This is a genomic window from Streptomyces sp. NPDC101234 (genome assembly GCF_044767525.1).
Lineage (GTDB): Bacteria > Actinomycetota > Actinomycetes > Streptomycetales > Streptomycetaceae > Streptomyces > Streptomyces sasae.
Genome location: NZ_JBIWOA010000030.1, coordinates 48,764 through 65,481, shown reverse-complemented (window position 1 = coordinate 65,481; position 16,718 = coordinate 48,764). Strand labels below are relative to the sequence as shown.

The following is a 16,718-nucleotide window of genomic DNA, read 5'->3' as shown; positions in this document are numbered from 1 at the left end:
GAAATCACTCAGTTGGGCGGTTCACATCATGATCCGGAGGCGGCTCCTCCACGGAAACGCGCAGGTCAGTCGAAAATGGCGCAGTTGACCGCGTCCATCAGGGCCGCGCCGGTCTGGTGCGCCTGCTTGGTGAGAGTGGACGTGGCAAAGAAGAAGGCGGCCGTGCGACGCCCCGTGGAGTCGGTGACGTTGTAGGTCGCATAGCCCGGGACGATGCCGACGTGGTCCCAGACCGTGCCACAGGAGGTCTTCGCCGTCTCGATGCCCAACCCGTAGCCCAGTTCGTCCGGGTCCCCCGGCCCGTCCTCAGGCACGGTGGTGCGCATCTCGGCCAGTTGGGCGGCGGGCAGCAGGCGGCCCGACATCAACGCGCCGTAGAAACGGGACCAGTCACCGGCGGTGGACACGATCGCGGCATCCGCTCCGTCGGCCGTGACGTAGTCGCCGGTGACGTCCACGTGGTCGTCGTGCTGCGGTCCGGCATAGTTCCTGAACTCGTCGGGGACGTCCGGTGGCATGTGGGCGGCGTCGGGTTCGTAGCCGTGCGCGTGCCGGTCGCGCCAGGCGGAACCGGTGGCGTAGAAGGTGTGCCGGAGCCCCAGGGGTCCGGCGATCCGGTCCCGCACCAGCGCCGCGAGGCTCTTACCGGTGGCCTTCTCCAGGACGGCGCCGATCGCGATGTAGTTGGTGTTGCTGTATGACCACTCGGTGCCGGGCTCGAACAGTGCCGGGTGTCCGCTCACCAGGCGCAGGATTTCCGTCGACGTCCATACGTGGGAGTCCCGGCCGGTCAGGGCCGGTGCGAGGGCGGGGTCGTCGGTGTAGTCGAACAACCCACTCGTGTGGTTGAGCAGCATGCGCAGGGTGATCGCTCTGCCGTTGCGCACCTGGCCGGGCAGCCACTTGTCGACCGGGTCGGTGAGGGCGAGTCTGTGCTCAGCGACCAGTTGGAGGACGAGGGTGGCCATCATCGTCTTGGTGTTGGACGCTTCTCGCACCTCGTCGTCCGCCCTGAGCCGATGGTCCTTCTTCGTCCAGGCGGCCTGCTCGGAGATCTCGATGGGCCTGCCGTGACCGTCGTCAACCCGGACGATCACCCCAGGCACTCCTGCTTCCACCAACTTCCGCGCCAACTCCCGCAGGTGAGCGCGTGTCTTCGCAGTGCCGTCGCCGTCCTGCCGGACCGCCGAAAGCGTCCGAGGGCCGACGGCCGCACTCGCGCGGACCGCCGCACTCGCGCGGACCGTGTTCGCACTCGACGGGGTCGCGGCGAGGGGCACGACGAGGGCCGCGGACACCGCAACTGTTGCCACTGCGCGAAACCCCGTCAGTTGCGGGCGCCGTCGGACACGCACATCCACTCGCAATTCATGCTCCTTCGAGAGTCCGGGAAGGCCGTGGGGCACGATCGGGGTACGAGGAGAAGAACACGGGGCTGTGCATGGCGAGTTGCCGCCCGGCACTGAGGCGAAGCCGGCTCCGGTGGGCGCTGCACAGCCCTGGGAAATCCTTCGGAGGATAGCCGAAGGCAGGGTGAAAAGGATGAGTATCGGTTACTTGGCTTGGCTCTGTCAGTGTTCGATGGGCCGCCCTCCGCGCCCCCGTGGCGGAGAGTGCATGAGTGTCGTTCATCGCCCGCCGCCAACTGGTCGGCCCGGTCCTGGCCGGTGCGACACCAAGAACATCAGTCATCACTACGGCCCGACGCAACGCCTGACGCCCGTCCGGCGACGGTGGAACCATCCCAGCCCATCTGACGTGCAGCTACATGGACCGCCTGGGATATGGGGACACGTCGGAGGACAGGGGAACGGTGTCGACCGAGGAGGACGTCGAGCAGTTGGCCGCGCTGCTGCGCCGGCTGAAGAACCGCACGGACAGGAGCTACGGCTCCCTGGCCCGCCGTCTCAACATGAACACCTCCACGCTGCACCGCTACTGCACGGGCGAGGCGGTCCCGCAGGACTACGCCCCGGTGGAGCGCTTGGCCGCCTTCTGCGGGGCGACCTCGGAGGAACGCCTCGATCTGCACCGCCTGTGGCTGCTCGCGATGACGGCACGTCAGCGGCCACGGGCGGGCGAGGAGGCAGCGGATCCGGCAAAGACCGAGGGGCCGCTGGAACCGACAGGGGATGAGCGGACTTCGGGTCCGGACAGCCGGACGGCAGGGCGTGCCGGTGGCAGCGCGGGCAGTGTGGGTGGCGGCGTTGACGGCATCCGTGGTGACGGGGGCGGCCCAAGCGGTTCACCACCGCGACTCGACGGGGGCTCACCCGACGCCGCGCCGCCTGCTCCCGCCGCTCCCGGACCGGGCGGTCCCGAGTCGACGGCCCTGTGGGATGCGGTCCGCTCAACCCGGCCCTGGTACCGCCGTCGCCGCACCGTCGTCGGCGCCGCCGCGGCGACCGTACTGCTGGCGACGCTGAGCGCTGTGTCGGCATTGTCGGCCGACCGGTCTCACGCCAACTCCGCCAAGGCCCCCGGTCAGTCCCGTACGACAGGAGCCGGTACGTCACACCACCCCTCGGCCACTGCGGCCGGCCCCTCCCACGGCCGTGCTTCGGCCTCGCCCTCCACAGGAGTACGGGCTTCCGGAAGCCCCGAGTCGAAGGGTGGACCGTCGGCGGACACGAAGAGCAACGCCCCCGCGCCAACCGGTGTGCCGCTCGCGTGGACCGCCGACTCGCAGATCTGGGACGGCGGTTGCGGCCACGACTACGTCATCGAGAAGGAGCCGGTCCAGGTGCCCCCGCCGCCGGTGGAGCAGGACGCCGGAGTGTGGGCAGCGACGCAGCAGGCGGTCCCTGGGCGGGAGACGATGGTGCAGATCTCGGTGCAGGGGAAGTCGTCCACGGCCGTGGTCCTCACGGCCCTCCGGGTCCGTATCGTCAGCCGCGGCACCCCGGTCACCGGCAACGCATACGCCATGGGCCAGGGCTGCGGCAGCGATCTGCCGCCCCGCAACTTCTCCGTGGACCTGGACGTCAACCGCCCGATCGCCCACGCGCGCCCCGGCAACGACAGCGGGAAGCCCTTCCCCGCGGTGCAGTTCCCCTACCGCGTCTCCGCCGAGGACCCGGAGGTGCTGCAGGTCACCGCGACGACCGAGGCCCATGACTGCACCTGGTACCTGGAACTCGACTGGTCCTCCCAGGGCCGCACCGGCACGGTCCGTATCGACGACCACGGTCACCCGTTCCGCACCAGTGGCATCAAGGGCCTGCCCCACTACTGGTACGGCACGAACGGCCACGGTGTACGTCAGTGGGTGCCCACCGACTCTTGAGGGAACGTGGGAGCCGCTCGGGCCGATTGCTGCCGCTTCGGCCGGGAACGCCCGCCGCGTTCCACTCGGGTTCGGCGCCGGCTCCGGCATGACACCTGTCATGCACAACGCCGGATGCAGGGCACTGGGGCCCACGGGCCGACGTCCGTACGGTACTTCCCATGACGAAGAACAACGGGGAGAACCCGCAGAAGACCGACATCAAGGTGAGCCTGATCGGCGGTCACCGCCTGGCAGGAGCCACCCTCCACGAGCGGACCGTCACCGCTTCCCTCATCGGTGGTGCCGACGTCGATCTGACGGACATCGCCATCCCGGACGGCGCCGATCTCCGCATCACCAAACTGAGCCTGATCGGCGGCGTCAGTCTCAAGGTCCGCCGCGACGTCCGGGTGGAGGTCCACGGGCTGCGCCTGGGCGGGGTGAAGGACGACGGCCCGAGCGAGCCGGGCGGCCCGACGGTCCGGATCGACGCCTGGGGCCTGATCGGCGGCGTCAGCGTCAGCCGCGCCTAGCCAAAGGCCGTCCGGCCCGCCAACCTCCCACAGGCAGGCCACGGCGCCCCGCGACGCGCCTGGCTGGTCCCGGCCACCACCGCCACCATCTCAGCATCGAAGGCGTCCCCGAGCACCGAGGCCGCACCCAGGCCTCGGCATCGAGGACCTGGCGAGCGTTCTGGTACTCGCCAGGCTCTTCTCGCGGGAACTACCGACTGGCCGCCAAAGCATTCACCCAGGTCAGCAACAGTGCAGGTCAGGCCCAGGATGCCACCGGAACGAACGAACTGTCCTGGCGGAACAGATCCGTGCCGTCCGAGATGTCGACGCGTAGTTGGTAGTTGTAGTGGCGCAGGTAGTAACCCGGGTAGTTGTACGACTCGAAGCGCACCGAGCCGCTGGACGAACCCGTGCGGGCGATGAAGGTGGCGTCCTTGGCGAAGGCCGTCGTGCCGTCGTTGGCGTCGAAGCGGCCGCGGAAGTTGTAGTGGCGCAGGTAGTTGCCGGACGAGTCGCGGAAGGAGTAGCCGTTGGAGTCCGCCAGGCCCGCCACGACCGTGAAGGTGGCGGCCGTCTTGTCCGCCGAGGCGCTGGAGCTGGTCACGACCGGGAGGTTGAGGAGGGAGGACACCTCCTCCCAGTAGCGGGTGGTGTAGTTGGCGGACTGGAAGGAGCGGGTCACGTTCTTCGTCACCGAAGTGCCGCCCGACACCGTCTCCTTGATCACGGTGAAGTGGCGGGCCGTGCCCGAGAGGGTCGCGAGCGCGGTCGGGGTGCTCCACGTGGCGAACGTGTCGTAGCTGTCGCTGTAGTAGTAGTTGCCGTCGCCGTACCCGTCGAAGAAGATCCGCCAGCCGCCGTTGTCGAGCTGGATCACCGAGGGGCCCTCGCGGTAGCTGCCCCAGCCGGCCCAGTCGCCGGTCTTGGAGATGGTGTAGGGGCCCTTGAGGCTGGCGGCGGTGCCGTACTCGATGTACTTCGCCGTCTCGTTCTTGGTGAACGCGTGGTAGGTCGAGCCGACCTTCACGATGTACGTGTCGATGTGGTTGGTGCCGATGCCGGACAGGGCGACCGGTGAACTCCAGGCGGTGAGTGCCGAGTTGCTCGCCGTCAGGACATACGGCGTGAAGATCCACTCGTCGTCCGTCGTCGAGCAGGACACGATGACGTTGACGCTGCCGTCGCTGTCCACGAACCACTCCGGCGCCCAGGCGCGGGACAGGTCGGTGATCGGGATCGTGTAGTCGTACAGGAAGGTCCAGTTGACCCGGTCGGAGCTGCGGGCGAAGCCGATGGTGGTGCTCTCGTCCTCCCAGGTGTGGGTGGTGTAGGTGATGTAGTAGTAACCGTCCGTGTGCTTGAAGACGCTGGCGTCGCGGATGCGGTTGCTGGGCGGGGTGTAGGCGGAGGACTGGAGGAGGCGGAAGTCCGTCGCGTCGTCGGACTGGTAGACGTTGACCGTGCCGTCGTCGCTGTTGAGGAACGGGACGATGGTGTAGCGGGTGGCGTAGCCGCTCGCGGGGGCGGCGGCATCGGCCGTGCCGAGCAGCCCGGGCAGTTCGCCCAGGACCAGGGCCGACGCGGGCAGGGCGGCCAGCGCACGGAGCAGGGTGCGGCGGGACGGGGTGGGGGGACGTGTGGTCACGGCGGCTCTCCCGGTGGCTCGTGCAGACCCGGACACAGCGGCGCGTCCGGTATTTCGAACTTGGTTCGAGAAGTCGCGCAGAAAGTAAGAGGAACGGCAGGTTCACGTCAATGCTTTGGGCGGGACTTGGGCGCAGCTGAACACCTGCTGTGCGAAACCTGTACTGCGGGAGCCGGATCGACGTTACCCTCCGGTAGACGCAGCGCCGCCGAAGGTGGGTCCTCCATGTCCTACGACCGTTCCGCGGGCCTCGCCTCGTCTGCACGCGCCCTGGCCGACGGTGAACTGACATCTCGCCGGCTGGTCGAGGCGTGCCTGGCGCGGATCGAGGCCACCCAGGGTTCCCTCAACGCCTTCCGGATCGTGCGTACTTCGGCCGCCCTCGCCGAAGCGGACGCCGCCGACCGTGAGTTGGCCGCCGGAGTGCGCCGGCCGCTGCTCGGCGTGCCGGTAGCGGTGAAGGACGACATGGACGTGGCCGGCGAGCCGACCGCATTCGGCTGCCGGGGCGACTTCCCGCCGGTGCGCGAGGACGGGGAAGCCGTACGACGGCTGCGCGCGGCCGGGGCGGTGATCGTCGGCAAGACCAACACCTGCGAGCTGGGGCAGTGGCCGTTCACGGAGGGGCCGGCCTTCGGCGACACGCGCAATCCGTGGCACCCCGGGCACACCCCGGGCGGGTCCTCCGGCGGGTCCGCGGCCGCCGTCGCGGCGGGGCTCGTGCCGGCCGCGCTGGGCTCCGACGGCGCCGGCTCCGTGCGCATACCGGCGTCCTGGACGCATCTGATCGGCATCAAACCGCAGCGCGGCCGTATCTCCACCTGGCCGCGCGCTGAGTCCTTCCAGGGCATCACGGTCAACGGCACCCTGGCCCGCACCGTCGCCGACGCGGCCCTGCTGCTGGACGCGGCGAGCGGGAACCACCCCGAGGACCCGCACCGGCCGGCCGAGTTGACGCTCGCCGAGGCAGTGGGCCGGGACCCCGGCCGGCTGCGTATCGCGCTCTCCCTCAAACCGCCGTTCACCGCGCTGCCCGCCCGCCTGGAGTCGGACGTACGCGCCCGGGTCGTCGAACTGGCCGAGAAGTTGGCCTCGTTGGGCCATACCGTCGAGGAGGCGGACCCGCCCTACGGCCAGATCGGGCTCACCTTCATGCCGCGCGCCACGGTCGGGATCGCGGAACGTGTCCGCGAGGCACCGCATCCCGGCCTGCTCGACAGGCGCACCCTGGAGGCGGCCCGCCTCGGCCGGCTGCTCGGCGGGGCCCCGCTGCGGGCCGCCCGGCGCGCGGAGGCCGGTCTGCAGCGGCGGATCGGCACCTTCTTCACGTCGTACGACGTGATCCTCGCGCCGACCACCGCCGCTCCCCCGCCCCGCATCGGCGCGATGCTGAGCCTCGGCCAGTTCGCCACCGACCGGGCCATGATCGCCGCCTGCCCCTACGCCTGGCCGTGGAACGTGCTCGGGTGGCCGGGGGTCAACGTGCCCGCCGGATTCGTCGGCGACGGGCTGCCGGTGGGCGCGCAACTGCTCGGCCCGGCGAACAGCGAGCCACTGCTCGTCTCGGTCGCCGCGGAGCTGGAGTCGGAACTGCGCTGGCACGAACTCCGGCCGCCGCACACCGTGACCGCCGGCTCCCCGGCCGCATAGCAGCGGGCGACCCACGCAGCAGGTCCGGTGCGGCAGGGCGGCGAGCAGCCGTGTCCGGCTCCGCACCCCGTGCACCGAGGCAGCGCCGAGCCCCACAGAGAACAGCCGCTTCACTCCCGCGCGTTGAGCCGCTCCAGCAGACCGAGCAGCGCCGCCCGCTCCCTCGCCGACAACCCGGCGAAGCAGTCGGCGAGCACCTCGTCGGCCACCCCGTGCCCGGCCGCCAGCATCCGCTCGCCCTCGGGGGTGAGGTGGTGCTGGATGCGCCGCCCGTGGCCCGGTCGCCGTTCCACCAGGCCCTGCGCGGTCAGCCGGCCCACCAGCGTGCCGAAGGCCTGCTCGCTCTGGAAGGTGGCCGCGGCCAGTTCGCGTGCCGAGGCGCCCGGTGACCGGTCGATCGCGCGCAGCGCGTCCCACTGCGCGAGGGTGGTGCCGACGGCCGAGAGCGCGCTGTCCAGCGCCCGGTGCTGCCGGTACTGGGTCTGTTTGACCGCTCTTCCGAGGACTTGCAGGTCATCGTGCATGGGGCCAGCCTAACCGATGACTAAGCTTGTTTATATAAACATCCTTAGTTAGATTGTGCGGCATGACGCAGAACCGCATCGCCCAGGTGTATCCCGACCTCCCCCTCTCCCTCACCGAGGCCGGCACCGGCCGCCCGGTGCTCGTCCTCCACGGAGGCGGCGGCCCCGTCACGGTCGCCGCCCTGGCCGCCCGGCTCGCCGATTCGGCCCGCACCATCACCCCGGTCCACCCCGGCTGGGACGGCACACCGCGCCCGGACTGGCTCACGGGTGTCGACGACCTCGCCGTCGCCTACCTCCACCTGCTCCAGGACAGCGAGTTGAGCGATGTGCTGATCGTCGGCTCCTCGCTCGGCGGCCGGCTCGCCGCCGAGATGGCCGTACGGGACACCGCGGGGATGATCACCGGCCTGGTGCTCGTCAACGCGGTCGGCGCGGACATCGAGGACGAGCCGGTCACGGACTTCTTCGCACTGGATCCGCGCTCCGCCGCCGAGCACTCCTGGCACGACCCGGACCGCTTCTACGTCGACCCCGCCACCCTGCCCGCCGCCGAACTCGCCCGCCGTCAGGCCAACATGGCGACCATGCGGCTGCTCACCGACGGCGGGCGCATGTCGGATCCGAAGCTGCTGCCACGACTGGGACGCGTACGGCAGCCCGCGTTGCTGGTGTGGGGAGCGAGCGACCGTATCGTCACCCCCGCCTACGGAGCCGCCTTCGCGAAGGCCTTCCCCCAGGGCCGGTTCGAGCTGATCGCGGAAGCCGGTCACCTTCCGCACCTCGAACGCCCCGATGTCACCGTCGAGTTGATCGAGGGGGAACTGCCCAGTACCGGGACCCGGCCTGTTCTCGCAGGCTGAGGCCCCTTAGGGTGCCCTCGTGACTGCGTTTACCGACGACGAGAACGTCCCCGGCCGTTACGGCCCCACCGCGACCACCGAGGCCGACCCGCGCGAGGTCGGCGAGGTGCGCACCGAGTACGCGCCCGCCCACGACGGTGACCCGGACCCCGGCGAGATCGTGTGGACCTGGGTGCCCTTCGAGGAGAACGACGGGCGGGGCAAGGACCGGCCGGTGCTGGTCGTCGCCCGCGAGGCGGTCGGCACCCTGCTCGCCGTGCAGCTGTCCAGCAAGCGGCACGACAACGACCGCGAGTGGGTGGCGATCGGCAGCGGGCCGTGGGACCGCACCGGGCGCGACTCCTGGGTGGACGTGGACCGCGTCCTGCGGCTGCACGAGGACGGCATGCGCCGCGAGGCGTGCGCGCTGGACCGGGGCCGCTTCAACCTCGTACGCAACCGGCTGCACGAGCGCTACGGCTGGAAGTGACGCGTCAGCTCGCCGCCGAGGCCTGAAACACTTCGGCGAAGGCCTCCCTGACCACCGATCCCGGCGTGCGGTCCAGGACCCCGAACACCACGTGCTCGAAGGTCCGCCCGAACCGTCCGCCGGAGCCGAGCAGTCCCCGGAAGGCCCCCGCGACCTGCGCGGGGTCGTTCTGGAACACCCCGCAGCCCCAGGCGCCGAGGACCAGGCGCCGGTAGCCCTGGGCCGCGGCCACCTCCAGCACCCGCTCGGCCCGTACGGCGAGGGCCGCGGGCAGCTCCGCGACCCGCTCCGGGGCGGTACGGCGGATCACGCCCGCGTTGGGCGCGGCGGCGGTGAGGAAGCCCGCGAGGTAGGGCTCGGCCAGCAGGCCGCCGCGGTCGTCACGGAAGACCGGGACGGCCGGGGAGTGGATCACGCGGTCCGAGTAGAACGGGTCACGGTGGGCGCGGTGGTGGTCGTAGAAGACACGGGCGCGCAGTTGGCAGGCGTACAGCGCGGAGCCGCGGCACAGGGCCTCCTCCTGCGCCTGGGCGCCGTTCAGATAGCCGCCGCCCGGATTGCGGGCCGAGGCGAAGTTCAGGACGGCCAACGGCGCGCCGGCCAGTCGGCGGGCGGCCTCCAGGCTGCTCTCGCCGGTGACCTCGAAGACGGTGTCCAGGTCCGCATCGGGCGCGACCGGCACCGGCTGCGGCCCGTACATCCGTGTGGCGTCCTGCGCGGCCGCGATATCGGCGGCCAGGAGGATCTCCCGGCCGTCCGGCGTTCGATAGCCCCCAGCCGCCACGATCTGTTCGGTCTGCTGGGCGATTCCGCGCAGGCGCGCGCTCATGGCGCCACCCCCGTGGACGCCATGACCGCGCCCCGCGCGGCCTCCCCCGTCGTGCTCATGTACGCATCCTGGGCGATGCTGGTGATGCCGCGCAACGGAGTTTCCTGCACCCGAAACGGCCGGAAACACACAAGGAAGCAGAGGTTACCGATCTAGAACGTCCCCTTGGGCACTCTTGTGCGAATGGACGCGAAGGTCTTGGGTGGAACGGACGATGCCGTCCCGTGACCGACCAAGGCCGGGCCGGCGGCATGGTGGAATCTCAGGAGGATCCCGACATGTCCGACTCGATATCCGACGGCGGCGACTGTACCGACGGGCCGGTGAAGACCGACTTCTCGGACGACCGCACCGCTGTCACCGAAGCCGAGGTGGAGGCCCTGGTCAAGGGCATCTGCTTCAAGACCGGACCGCCCCGCACGGTCGGGGTCGAAGTGGAATGGCTGGTCCACGAGCTGCGGCAGCCGCAGCTCCCGGTGACATCCGAACGACTCGAAGCGGCCTACGCCGCACTGCGCACGGTGCCCCTGGGGTCGGCGCTCACCGTCGAACCCGGCGGCCAGCTGGAGCTCAGCTCGCCGCCCGCCGCCTCCCTGATGGAGTGCATCGGCACCGTCTCCGCCGACCTGGACGCCGTCCGTACGGTTCTCGCAGAGCGGGACCTCGGTCTCATGGGCGTCGGTCACGATCCCTGGCACACACCCCGCCGCTTCCTGCGCGAACCACGCTACGAGGCGATGGAGAGATGCCTGGACCGCACCGGCACCGCGGGCCGCCACATGATGTGCACCTCGGCCTCCGTGCAGGTCTGCCTGGACGCCGGCCATGAGGAGCCCGGCCCGCTGGGGCACACCCGCCGCTGGTGGCTGGCCCATCAGCTGGGCCCCGTCCTGGTGGCCGCCTTCGCCAACTCCCCCCTGGTGGACAGCCGGCCCACCGGCTGGCTGTCCACCCGACAGCTGCTGTGGATGGAGATCGGCGCGGGCCGTGCGGGCGCGCCCCCGCTGGACGGCGACCCCCGGGCATCCTGGGCCCGGCACGTCCTGGACGCCCCGGTGATGTGCGTACGGCGGGACACCGGTCCCTGGGAGGTGCCCGACGGGCTGACCTTCCGGGAGTGGACCCGGTCGGGCGTGCCCACCAGGGAGGATCTCGACTACCACCTCACCACGCTGTTCCCGCCGGTCAGGCCGCGCGGCCATCTGGAGCTGCGGATGATCGACGCGCAGCCGGGTGACGACGGGTGGATCGTGCCGCTGGCGGTGACGGCGGCGCTGTTCGACGACCCGGAGGCCGCCGAGACCGCGTACCGGACGGTGAAACCGCTGGTCGAACGGGCCGTGTCGCTGCCCGCCCCGCACAATCCGCTGTGGCTCGACGCGGCACGGACCGGGCTCGGGGACCCGGAGCTGCACGAGGCCGCCGTCGTCTGTTTCACGGCGGCGGTGGAAGCCCTGCCCCGGCTCGGCGCGACCCCCGAGGTCGTGGCCGCCGTGACGGAGTACCTGGACCGGTACGTCCGCCAGGGCCGCTGCCCGGCCGACGACCTGCTGGACCGACTGCGCGGCACGGCCGCTCGCGCCCAGGGGAAGGACATCAGCGCATGACCGAGACCGAGACCGACATCGATATCGAGGCTCTGCGTGAGCGGGCGCTCAAGTCCCTGACCACGGCCCGCGACCGCACCACGCTCCTGACCAGCTGCGTGGAAGAGCCCGATCTCACCGCCCAGCACTCCCCCCTGATGTCGCCGCTGGTCTGGGACCTCGCGCACATCGGCAACCAGGAGGAGCTCTGGCTGCTGCGCAACGTCGGCGGCCGGGAGCCGATGCGCCCCGAGATCGACACCCTGTACGACGCCTTCGAGCACCCGCGTTCCGAGCGGCCCTCGCTGCCGCTGCTGCCGCCCGCCGAGGCCCGGCAGTACGCGGCGGAGGTGCGCGGCCGGGCGTTCGACCTGCTGGAGAGCGCGGCGTTCAGCGGCACCCGGCTGACCGAGGCGGGCTTCGCCTTCGGGATGATCGCGCAGCACGAACAGCAGCACGACGAGACGATGCTGATCACCCATCAGCTGCGCAAGGGTCCGCAGGCCCTCACCGCCCCCGACCCGGACCCGGCGCCGCCGTTCACCGGTCCGGCCGAAGTCCTGGTCCCCGGCGGCCCGTTCACCATGGGCACCTCCACCGAGCCGTGGGCGCTGGACAACGAACGCCCGGCGCACCGGCGTGAGGTGGCCGCCTACTGGATCGACACCACCCCGGTGACCAACGGCCGGTACCTGGCGTTCATCGAAGACGGCGGCTACGAGAACGAGCACTGGTGGACTCCGGAGGGCTGGGCCCACATCCGCAAGCACTCCATCTCGGCGCCGCAGTTCTGGCACCGGGAGGGCGGCCAGTGGCTGCGCCGCCGGTTCGGGGTCACCGAGGTCGTGCCGCCCGAGGAGCCGGTGCTGCACGTGTGCTGGTACGAGGCGGACGCCTACGCCCGCTGGGCCGGGCGCCGGCTGCCCACCGAGGCCGAGTGGGAGAAGGCCGCCCGGCACCACCCCGGCGAGAACCGCTCGCGCCGCTACCCGTGGGGCGACGCCGACCCCGCCCCGGCCCACGCCAACCTCGGCCAGCGCCATCTGCGCCCGGCCCCGGCGGGCAGCTACCCCGAGGGCGAATCGCCCCTGGGCGTGCGGCAGTTGATCGGCGACGTGTGGGAGTGGACGTCGAGCGACTTCCTCCCCTACCCCGGCTTCACCGCCTTCCCCTACAAGGAGTACTCGGAGGTGTTCTTCGGCCCCGAGCACAAGGTGCTGCGCGGCGGTTCGTTCGCCGTGGACCAGGTGGCCTGCCGGGGGACGTTCCGCAACTGGGACTACCCGATCCGGCGGCAGATCTTCTCCGGCTTCCGCACCGCCCGTTCCGCGGAGACCGTCTGATGTGCCGTCATCTGGCCTGCCTGGGACCCGAGGAGCCGCTCGGCCGGCTCCTCGTGGAGCCCGCGCACTCCCTCTACCGGCAGTCGTGGGCACCTCGGCGGCAGCGGTACGGCACGGTCAACGCCGATGGTTTCGGGGTGGGTTGGTATGCACCGGACCCCCAGGGCACGGATCCGCGGCCGGCCCGGTACCGGCGGGCGGTGCCGATCTGGGCCGACCCGTCCTTCGCCGACCTGGCCCGGGTCGTCCGCACCGGCGCGCTGCTGGCCGCCGTACGGGACGCCACCCTGGCGGGTGCGGACGGGGAGGCCGCGGCGGCGCCGTTCGCCGCGGGCCGCTGGCTGTTCAGCCACAACGGGGCGATCCCCGGCTGGCCGCAGTCCGTGGCGCCCCTGGTCCCCCTGCTGCCCCCGGTCGACCTGCTGTCCATGGAGGCACGCACCGACTCGGCATTCGTCTGGGCGCTGGCCCTGCACCGGCTGCGATCCGGCACCGAACCGGGCCCAGCCCTTGCCGAAACGGTTCTTCAGATCGCCGAGGCTGCTCCGGCCGCCCGCCTCAACCTCCTCCTCACGGACGGCGCGACCATCGCCGCCACCACCTGGGGCGACAGCCTCTTCCACCTCTCGGAACCCGGCCGCACCGTCGTCGCCTCCGAGCCGTACGACGACGACCCGCGCTGGCGGGAGGTCCCCGACCGCACGCTGCTCACCGCGAGCCGCACGGGCGTCGTACTCACCCCCATCGAGCTCGCCCCGGCCGAGGACCTGGCATCCGTATCTCCTAAGGAGCCCTGTACGTGAGCCCCCTCCGTGTCACCCGCACCCTTCCCGAGGACGCCACGGACGCCGCGCTGCGCGCCGATGTCCTGAACGGCCTCACCGCCACCCCCAAGACGCTGCCGCCGAAGTGGTTCTACGACGCCCGCGGCAGCGAGCTCTTCGAGGAGATCACCGAACTGCCCGAGTACTACCCGACCCGGGCCGAGCGCGAGATCCTGCTCGCCCGGTCCGGTGAGATCGCCGCCGCGAGCGGTGCCCGCACCCTGGTGGAGCTGGGCTCGGGCTCCTCCGAGAAGACCCGGCTGCTGATCGACGCGCTCACGGGTCTCCAGGTGTACGTCCCGGTCGACGTCAGCGAGAGCGCGCTGACGCAGGCCGGGCAGGCACTCATCGAGGAGCGCCCGTGGCTGACCGTGCACGCCCTGATCGCCGACTTCACCGGCCGGATGGAACTGCCGGAAACGCCGGGACCGCGGTTGCTGGCCTTCCTCGGCGGTACGATCGGCAATCTGCTCCCGGCCGAGCGGGCCAGGTTCCTGGCCTCGGTCCGGCGCCTCCTCGCGCCCGGCGACGCGCTGCTGCTCGGCACCGACCTGGTCAAGGACGAGGAGGTCCTGGTCCGGGCGTACGACGACGCGGCCGGGGTGACGGCCGAGTTCAACAAGAACGTCCTGGCCGTCGTCGACCGGGAGCTGGACGCCGACTTCGACCCGGACTCCTTCGAGCATGTCGCCCTGTGGGACGCGGACAACGAATGGATCGAGATGCGGCTGCGCTCGCGGGTCGCGCAGACCGTGAAAGTCCCGGCGCTCGATCTGGCCGTGGACTTCGCGGCGGGCGAGGAACTGCGCACCGAGGTGTCGGCGAAGTTCCGGCGGGCCGGAGTGACCGCCGAACTGGCGACCGCCGGAATGGAGTTGACCAACTGGTGGACCGACTCGCAGGACCGCTTCGCGCTGTCCCTGAGTATGGCCCGCTGAGTCACCCGAAGTTCGGTGCGAGGAGCTCGGTGATGCGCCGGGAGGCGCGGCGGGCCTCGGTCACGGGGTCCGCACCACCGAGCACCCTGGTCATATAGCCCTTGATCGGGTTGTCGGCCTCGACGGCCGGCCAGTCCGGGGTGTGGGGGGTCGCCCGTCCCCGCGCGGCGCCCGCCGCCATGGCGGCGACCCCCTCCTCCCCGGCGACCGCGCCCGCCAGCGTGGCCTTGTTGGGCACGTAGTTCATGGTGCGGGCGAGGTCGGTGTCCCACTTGGCACCGGTCAGCGCACCGACGACGGCGGTCGCGTCGTAGGGCCGGTCGGTGTTCTGCGGTACGACGAGGTCGGAGCCGCCGGTGAAGACGGCACCGGGGTGGCCGGCCGTGAGCCCCGGCACCGGGAAGTACCCGATGTCGTCCTTGAACCGGGGGTTCACCTGCACGATGGACTGGGTGAGCCCGGGCACCGCGATGATCTGGGCGACCTCGCCGTCCGCGAACACCCCTGCCTGGGGCGGGTGTTCCTCGTCGGCGTGCACGGGCCCCTTGCCGAGGGCCTGGAGCCGCCGGTAGAAGTCCATCCCGCGCAGCGCGGCGGGGCTGTCCAGCGCGCCCTTCCACCCGGCATCCGTCTGCTCGGCGAGGTCGCCGCCCTCGTCCCAGACGAACCCGGAGAGCGTGTACCAGTCCTGTCCGGCCAGATAGATCCCCTGCCTCCCACCGGAGTCGAGCTTCTGGGTGTCGGCCAGCCACTCCTTCCGGGTCTTCGGCGGGGAGGTGATGCCGGCCTTCGCGAAGAGGTCCTTGCGGTAGATGACGACCCGGTTGGCCGCGTACCAGGGGATGCCGTACTGGCGGGAGTCGTCCCGGCCGGGTTCGGCGAGGCCGGGCAGCCATTGGTCCTTGCCCCAGTCGCGCATCGACTCCAGGGTGAGGTCGGTGAGCCGGCCGCCCTCGACGTACTGCGGGACCTGGGTGTTGCCGACCTCGATGACGTCGGGCCCGTCGTCGGAGTCGCTCTTCAGCGCAGCCTGGACCTTGCCGACGATCCCGTTCCAGTCCTGGATGCGGATGTCGAGGCGGATGTCCTTGTGGGTGCCTTCGAAGTCCTCGGTGAACCGGCGCAGGAAATCCTTGGACGCGCTGTTGCGCATCAGCCACACCGTGACGGTGTGCCGCTCGTGGCCTACGCCCGGCACTACTCCACAGGCGCTCAGCAGGGCGGCGGACACACAGACGAGGGTGAGGGGGCGACGACGTCTCACGGGGTTCCTGTTCTGTCTGGCGGACAGGGGACGGGGCCCGGCGTGGGGGAACGGGCACAGGAGTGCCCGTACGGGGTGTACGGGATTTTGGTATGGACCAATGCGGAGGGTCAAGGGCTGTAAGCAGTTCGGAACCGACGCCTCGCGCTCCGCTTCCCGATGGGGCACGGTGGAGTGACGCGTGACACCCGTCACTGCGGAGAGGAGCACCCGCATGTCGAACCACACCTACCGGGTCACCGAGATCGTCGGCACCTCGCACGAGGGCATCGACCAGGCCATCCGCAACGGTGTCGCACGCGCCGGCCAAACCCTCCGCAATCTGGACTGGTTCGAGGTGACGCAGGTCAGGGGCCAGATCGAGAACGGGCAGATCGAGCACTACCAGGTGGGCCTGAAGGTGGGCTTCCGCATCGAGGGCGAGGACTGAGGCCGTACGTCGGCCGGCGGTCGGCAGCCGACGGCCGCGGCGGCTCTCAGGTCCGCCCCTCCCCCTCCTGGGCCTGCTCCAGCGCGGCCGACCGGTCGGCCCAGCGGGCCCGTACCACCCTGAACCCGGCCCGTTCGGCGTCGTCGCACACCAGCTCGTCGTCGTCGACCAGGACGCGGACCTCACGCCGTTCGGCGAGGCGGCGCAGGATCTCCAGCTTGGTGTGCCGGGCGGGCCTGCGGTCGGCGTTGCGCCGCATGTGCACCCGCCCCTCGGGCAGCCCGTGGGCGGCGAGCCAGTCCAGTGTGTCGCGCCGGCAGCGCTCGGGCCGCCCGGTGAGATAGACGATCTCGCACTCCTCCGCGGTCGCCACGGCCAGCGCGATCCCCTCGGCGATCGGCGGGTCCTGGGCCGCGGCCGCGAAGAACGCGTCCCAGTCCCTGGGCCTGCTCTCCAGGAACCGCTGCCGGTGCGCGGTGTCGGCGAGGGTGTTGTCGATGTCGAACACGGCGACCGGACGCTTGCTGCTCTCTGTCACCCGGCAACCCTAGTCGCCACGCGGCGGCCCCG

At 71.1% G+C, this 16,718-nt stretch carries 16 protein-coding genes; 10 read left to right on the top strand and 6 right to left on the bottom strand.

What is annotated here, in order from left to right:
- Window positions 1-65: 65 nt before the first annotated feature.
- On the bottom strand, window positions 66-1,097 hold the full coding sequence (locus ACIRR9_RS40560; protein ID WP_403763007.1) for a serine hydrolase domain-containing protein: 1,032 nt from the start codon (window positions 1,095-1,097) through the stop codon (window positions 66-68).
- Window positions 1,098-1,768: 671 nt separating this feature from the next.
- Here ACIRR9_RS40560 and ACIRR9_RS40555 point away from each other — a divergent pair.
- Both ACIRR9_RS40555 and ACIRR9_RS40550 read left to right on the top strand, forming a co-directional pair.
- Window positions 1,769-3,286 carry a helix-turn-helix domain-containing protein gene (locus tag ACIRR9_RS40555; protein ID WP_403763004.1) on the top strand — a complete coding sequence of 506 codons (1,518 nt, stop codon included), beginning with the start codon at window positions 1,769-1,771 and terminating at the stop codon, window positions 3,284-3,286.
- 161 nt (window positions 3,287-3,447) lie between these two features.
- Complete coding sequence (locus ACIRR9_RS40550; protein ID WP_403763001.1) at window positions 3,448-3,801, top strand: hypothetical protein; 354 nt, start codon at window positions 3,448-3,450, stop codon at window positions 3,799-3,801.
- A gap of 238 nt (window positions 3,802-4,039) precedes the next feature.
- Here ACIRR9_RS40550 and ACIRR9_RS40545 read toward each other — a convergent pair whose 3' ends face one another.
- Entirely contained in the window at window positions 4,040-5,428 is a 1,389-nt protein-coding gene (locus ACIRR9_RS40545; RefSeq protein ID WP_403762998.1) for a glycoside hydrolase family 43 protein, read from the bottom strand.
- 225 nt (window positions 5,429-5,653) lie between these two features.
- Between ACIRR9_RS40545 and ACIRR9_RS40540 the strand changes: the two genes are divergently transcribed.
- The gene (locus ACIRR9_RS40540; RefSeq protein ID WP_403762995.1) at window positions 5,654-7,078 is read left to right on the top strand and encodes an amidase; all 1,425 of its coding nucleotides are present in this window, start codon (window positions 5,654-5,656) and stop codon (window positions 7,076-7,078) included.
- Between the two features lie 110 nt (window positions 7,079-7,188).
- On the opposite strand, the gene ACIRR9_RS40535 is transcribed toward ACIRR9_RS40540, so the two are convergent.
- A complete protein-coding gene (locus ACIRR9_RS40535; RefSeq protein WP_403762993.1) occupies window positions 7,189-7,602 on the bottom strand; it encodes a MarR family winged helix-turn-helix transcriptional regulator in 414 nt (137 codons plus the stop codon).
- A 62-nt stretch (window positions 7,603-7,664) separates the two neighbouring features.
- On the opposite strand from ACIRR9_RS40535, the gene ACIRR9_RS40530 reads away from it, so the two are divergent.
- The gene (locus tag ACIRR9_RS40530; protein WP_403762991.1) at window positions 7,665-8,465 is read left to right on the top strand and encodes an alpha/beta fold hydrolase; all 801 of its coding nucleotides are present in this window, start codon (window positions 7,665-7,667) and stop codon (window positions 8,463-8,465) included.
- A gap of 19 nt (window positions 8,466-8,484) precedes the next feature.
- A complete protein-coding gene (locus ACIRR9_RS40525; protein WP_403762988.1) occupies window positions 8,485-8,934 on the top strand; it encodes a type II toxin-antitoxin system PemK/MazF family toxin in 450 nt (149 codons plus the stop codon).
- A 4-nt stretch (window positions 8,935-8,938) separates the two neighbouring features.
- Here ACIRR9_RS40525 and ACIRR9_RS40520 read toward each other — a convergent pair whose 3' ends face one another.
- Window positions 8,939-9,763: a TIGR02452 family protein gene (locus ACIRR9_RS40520; RefSeq protein WP_403762985.1), complete on the bottom strand. Its 825-nt coding sequence runs from the start codon at window positions 9,761-9,763 to the stop codon at window positions 8,939-8,941.
- A 278-nt stretch (window positions 9,764-10,041) separates the two neighbouring features.
- On the opposite strand from ACIRR9_RS40520, the gene egtA reads away from it, so the two are divergent.
- From egtA to egtD, 4 genes are read left to right on the top strand one after another with little or no spacing between them, the layout of a single operon-like run.
- Window positions 10,042-11,370, top strand: a complete 1,329-nt coding sequence (egtA, locus tag ACIRR9_RS40515; protein ID WP_403762982.1) for an ergothioneine biosynthesis glutamate--cysteine ligase EgtA — start codon at window positions 10,042-10,044, stop codon at window positions 11,368-11,370.
- On the top strand, window positions 11,367-12,692 hold the full coding sequence (gene egtB, locus ACIRR9_RS40510; RefSeq protein WP_403762979.1) for an ergothioneine biosynthesis protein EgtB: 1,326 nt from the start codon (window positions 11,367-11,369) through the stop codon (window positions 12,690-12,692). Before egtA ends, egtB begins: the two co-directional genes overlap by 4 nt.
- Window positions 12,692-13,495 (top strand): ergothioneine biosynthesis protein EgtC, encoded by an 804-nt coding sequence (egtC, locus tag ACIRR9_RS40505; protein WP_403762976.1) that lies wholly within the window; start codon window positions 12,692-12,694, stop codon window positions 13,493-13,495. The genes egtB and egtC overlap by 1 nt, the downstream gene beginning before the upstream one ends.
- Entirely contained in the window at window positions 13,492-14,454 is a 963-nt protein-coding gene (gene egtD / locus ACIRR9_RS40500; RefSeq protein ID WP_403762973.1) for an L-histidine N(alpha)-methyltransferase, read from the top strand. The genes egtC and egtD overlap by 4 nt, the downstream gene beginning before the upstream one ends.
- 1 nt (window position 14,455) lies before the next feature.
- On the opposite strand, the gene ACIRR9_RS40495 is transcribed toward egtD, so the two are convergent.
- Window positions 14,456-15,718 carry an extracellular solute-binding protein gene (locus ACIRR9_RS40495; RefSeq protein ID WP_403762970.1) on the bottom strand — a complete coding sequence of 421 codons (1,263 nt, stop codon included), beginning with the start codon at window positions 15,716-15,718 and terminating at the stop codon, window positions 14,456-14,458.
- A gap of 214 nt (window positions 15,719-15,932) precedes the next feature.
- Here ACIRR9_RS40495 and ACIRR9_RS40490 point away from each other — a divergent pair, with 214 nt between their 5' ends.
- Window positions 15,933-16,148, top strand: a complete 216-nt coding sequence (locus ACIRR9_RS40490; RefSeq protein ID WP_123979033.1) for a dodecin — start codon at window positions 15,933-15,935, stop codon at window positions 16,146-16,148.
- 46 nt (window positions 16,149-16,194) lie between these two features.
- Here the strand turns inward: ACIRR9_RS40490 and ACIRR9_RS40485 are convergent, their stop codons facing one another.
- The gene (locus ACIRR9_RS40485; protein ID WP_403762967.1) at window positions 16,195-16,686 is read right to left on the bottom strand and encodes an HAD family acid phosphatase; all 492 of its coding nucleotides are present in this window, start codon (window positions 16,684-16,686) and stop codon (window positions 16,195-16,197) included.
- Window positions 16,687-16,718 lie beyond the last annotated feature (32 nt).